Source organism: Rahnella sp. ChDrAdgB13 (assembly GCF_017655185.1).
Lineage (GTDB): Bacteria > Pseudomonadota > Gammaproteobacteria > Enterobacterales > Enterobacteriaceae > Rahnella > Rahnella contaminans.
The window spans coordinates 1-4,233 of sequence record NZ_JAEMGT010000238.1; the positions used below are offsets into that span (position 1 = coordinate 1).

The following is a 4,233-nucleotide window of genomic DNA, read 5'->3' on the forward strand; positions in this document are numbered from 1 at the left end:
TTTATCTGATGACTGCCTGAAAAACAGGCAATTCAATTTTTACTGACCTGATGTCATTAATGCGACAGAACCCCCTGAGTTTCTCAACTAATGAGAATTGTTCAGGGAGTCTGACATCAAGAGCGCGGTAGCCTTTTTTAATATATCCCTTTCCATTTCAACGCGTTGAAGTATTTTCTTCAACTCACGTATCTCAATCTGCTCAGGTGTCATGGGTGAAGCTATGGGTGATTTTCCCGCTCGCTCTTCTTTCAGTTGTCGGAGCCATTTATCCATCGTGGATTTGCCGACATTCATCGCAGTGGCAGCGGCGGCAACGGTGTAATGCTGATCGAGTACTAGCTGGGCAGCCTCGAGGCGAAACTCGGGGCTAAAATTGCGTCTGTTACGTCCGGTCATAATGTCACCTGTTTTGACTATGAGGTGATGATATCACCTCTATTCATGTGGCCAAATTCACTATGCCACTACAGCATGGCCTACTCGTACTTAAATAAGTACATTGTTATTATAACTGACAGTCGTTTTAAGGAGGTTATTCGATGCGACATGTCACTTTTACAGAAGCCCGCACCAATTTCGCGAATATACTGAATCAGGTCAGTGATGACGCGGATATAGTAGTTATTACACGTCGTGGTAGCCGTGACGTCGTGATGCTTGACGCAGACGAATACAGCAGCATGGTTGAGACGCTTTACCTTTTCAGTAATCCTGCGAACGCTGCACATATAGAGGCATCATTAGCCCAGTTGGATAGTGGTGATACGGTAGAAATTGATGAATGAAAACCGTATTCACGCCGCGTGCAGCTGAGGATTATCGATATTGGCAGGAAAATGACCCAAAAAAGTTTGAGCGCGTCCGACAGTTGATTAAAGCCGTGCATACTGACGCGTTCGTTGGGATAGGCAAAACAGAACCATTTAAGCATAAAAGACCATTGTGGTCGCGGCGTATCGACCGGGAACACCGGCTTGTCTACTACGTAAAGGACGGAGAAATTATTATCATCGCATGTCGCTTCCATTACACCGGAATCTAATCAGCCGCTCATTGAGCGGTTTTTTTGCCTGAAAGAGGGCAATCTGTGAGTAACGAGGGGTAATTGATCCCGCAGTTCAGTCAGATTAGCTGTATTCTGTCAGTCGTTCTGGTATGTCCATGCCGGTGGGTTGATGTTTTTCCATGGATTACGTGCCTTATCAATAGATGCCTCCCCTCTATGTATCCATTCTTTCCAATTCTTACTCAGTAAATTGTGGTAATGAGCAAGCGTGTCCACCGCTACGCAAAACTAGCGTTGATATGTTTACATTGGTACTTCTATGCAGCATTATTGCTTTTTTAATTAAAAGTAGCATGGAGAGGGATATGTCTGGAGATAACAAGCAGATAGGGAAAATCGCTGATCGTTCAGAAAGAATGCTCGTGTCTCTTACTGAACAGATCAAAGCACAGAAGGAAGCGCTTGAAGAAACCTCCTTTTATCAGGTTTATGCAAAAGCCGCGCTGGCTAAACTACCTAAACTCACCAGAGCCAGCGTTGATTATGCTGTAAGTGAAATGGAGCAGGCCGGTTATAACTTCGAAAAGAAACCCGCCGGTACTTCTTCCAAATATGCCATGAGCATCCAAAATATCATTGATATTTATCACCACCGCGGCGTACCCAAGTATCGCGACCGCCATAACAAAGCCTTTATTGTTTTTCTGGGAAACCTCAAAGGCGGTGTCTCCAAAACGGTCAGCTCAGTCTCTCTGGCTCATGGTTTGCGTGCGCACCCGAATCTGTTACTAGAAGACTTGCGTGTATTGGTCATTGATCTCGATCCTCAGTCATCAGCCACAATGTTCCTTAATCATACGCGCTCTGTCGGAACCGTGGATACGACAGCAGCGCAGGCCATGTTGCAAAATGTCACCAGAGAAGAATTACTGGAAGAATTTATTGTTTCTTCCATCGTCCCTGGGGTGGATGTTTTACCCGCTTCTATTGAAGATGCTTTCATTGCCTCCAAATGGGAGAGTCTTTGCACTGAACATCTTCCAGGACAAAACCCTTTTGCTGTCCTGAGAGAAAATATCATTGATAAAATTGCTGGGGACTATGATTTTATTTTTATTGATAGCGGGCCCCACTTGGATTCTTTCTTAACAAATGCCATTGCTGCTGCTGATTTACTAATGACCCCGGTGCCACCAGCACAGGTTGACTTCCATTCGACATTGAAGTACCTCACCCGCTTGCCCGAGCTTATCAGCTTGATTGAAAACTCCGGGATGAGAACACGCCTGGTTGGCAATATTGGTTTTATGTCCAAGCTGCTTAACAAAGCCGACCACAAGCTGTGTCACAGTCTTGCTAAAGAGATTTTCGGTGGTGACATGCTTGATGTGGCCTTGCCTCGCCTGGATGGTTTTGAGCGCTGTGGTGAGTCTTTCGACACGGTTATTTCGGCAAACCCAGCCACGTATGTGGGAAGTAGCGAAGCACTGAAAAATGCGCGCACAGCGGCAGAAGATTTTTCCAAAGCCGTGTTTGATCGTATTGAATTTATCAGAATGAACTGAGGAAAATTATGAGTTCCAAAAGAACCACCATCGGCAGAACATTTACTCAGTCATTGCATAAAGACAGTACTGAGGATGAAGGCTATACGCAGCTGTTTACGCTGGCGTCTGGTAAAACGGCGTCCTTTAAATTGGTAAGAGTTGAAGCTGATAACGTAGAAATTGATACTTTTGTTACGCTTGAAACTAACGGGCGTGATCAGTCGGCGCTTACCCCTGAATCTTTAAGAGACATTACCAGAACTCTTAAGCTGCAGCAGTTTTTCCCGGCAATTGGCAGACTCTTACCCCAGGGGACTGAGATCCTCGACGGCTCCCGTCGCAGAGCCGGAGCTATCATTGAGAAAGTGGGTTTAAATGTTCTGGTGACGGAATCGGATATCAGTGCATCCGATGCCCGACAACTCGCTGCCGATTTACAAACCGCTAAGGAGCATAATCTGAGGGAGATAGGCCTGCGCTTACAGATCCTGCGTGAAAATGGTATGACTCAAAAGGAAATTGCTCAATCGGAAATGTTGTCTGAAGCGAAAGTCACACGTGCAATTCAAGCGGCCTCCGTTCCTTCAGAAATGTTAGCTCCCTTCCCCGTACAGTCGGAACTAACCTACCCTGATTTCAAGCTGTTGCTGGATATACACCAGCAACTGATTACGAAGCAAATTCGTGTGGATGATGTGGTTGAAAAAATTAACGAATCAAAAGCTTCTTTGTCTGACGGTTTAGCCGCTGATGAAGTGAAGTCAGCGATAATTCAGCTCTTCAAGTCTGTAACAACCATGATGTTAGAGAACCCTGCTAAACAAAAATCCATAACTACATCCCTTTGGAACTTTGGCGGGAAGGATAAATTTGCCCGGAGAAAAACAAAAGGGCGACTACTCAGCTACGAGTTCAATCGGCTGCCTAAAGAGGTGCAAGATGAACTTGATTTGGTTATCCAAAACACAATACAAAAGCACTTCAAACATTAAAAATTACCCCCTACTCTCTTTGGCGATTTCAGCCTGAAATTCCCAAAGGGATATGATAAGGAATGACAGATCGCTTCTCTGAAATTTAGTCAGTTTCTCCGCAATAATGTAAATAACAATCTATTGATTATTATGTATTAATTTATTTATATTTGTCGAATTTCACTCTGAAATCGCCAAGTTTATCGGGCCATTATTTTTGAACAAAGGGACGATAAAATCGTTGGCGAACATTTCAAATAAATACGAAAAAATAACCCTATTCATCTGGTGAGCGTGGCGGTCAATATCAGCTAAAGAATGGTACAAAAGGAGAGATGACGGTAGGTAGGGTAACACTTCAAAGTATTCGGAACCGAAATTTTGTTATCGGACGTCTTCTCAATAGAAAAAGGAATTGTCTAAAACAAAATCTGGGTCAGCTATTAGTGCTGGTGCATTGCTGTTGCCCTAATCGGTGTTATTTTAGTGAGTGTTGCTGTTGGAAAAGGAATAACAAAGGTAGGGGATTGATTTATCTGACATTAAAAGGGTTTTTGGCAGCAATCAGGATCAGATCACCACATTCCTGATCCTGTAGCGATACCTCGTGGCAAAACAAAACTTCAAAATAACCAACTGGAACGCCTACAACAAAGCTCTCGTCAATCGGGCCTCACTGACATTCTGGTTGGATGAACAGGCC

Annotated in this window: 4 protein-coding genes and 2 pseudogenes; 5 read left to right on the forward strand and 1 reads right to left on the reverse strand. The window is 44.2% G+C overall.

Annotation, left to right across the window (positions count from 1 at the left end):
- Positions 1–73: 73 nt before the first annotated feature.
- A pseudogene (locus J8X26_RS27285) lies at positions 74–399 on the reverse strand (transposase); the annotation flags it as partial.
- A gap of 143 nt (positions 400–542) precedes the next feature.
- Here J8X26_RS27285 and J8X26_RS27290 point away from each other — a divergent pair.
- The 5 genes and pseudogenes from J8X26_RS27290 to J8X26_RS27310 form a co-directional block, all read left to right on the forward strand.
- On the forward strand, positions 543–788 hold the full coding sequence (locus J8X26_RS27290; RefSeq protein ID WP_208952645.1) for a type II toxin-antitoxin system Phd/YefM family antitoxin: 246 nt from the start codon (positions 543–545) through the stop codon (positions 786–788).
- Positions 785–1,045, forward strand: a complete 261-nt coding sequence (locus J8X26_RS27295; RefSeq protein ID WP_208952646.1) for a Txe/YoeB family addiction module toxin — start codon at positions 785–787, stop codon at positions 1,043–1,045. The genes J8X26_RS27290 and J8X26_RS27295 overlap by 4 nt, the downstream gene beginning before the upstream one ends.
- Before the next feature lie 329 nt (positions 1,046–1,374).
- A complete protein-coding gene (locus tag J8X26_RS27300) occupies positions 1,375–2,574 on the forward strand; it encodes an AAA family ATPase (protein ID WP_208952647.1) in 1,200 nt (399 codons plus the stop codon).
- Between the two features lie 8 nt (positions 2,575–2,582).
- Positions 2,583–3,548 (forward strand): ParB family protein, encoded by a 966-nt coding sequence (locus J8X26_RS27305; protein WP_208952648.1) that lies wholly within the window; start codon positions 2,583–2,585, stop codon positions 3,546–3,548.
- Between the two features lie 589 nt (positions 3,549–4,137).
- A pseudogene (locus J8X26_RS27310) lies at positions 4,138–4,233 on the forward strand (IS5/IS1182 family transposase); the annotation flags it as partial.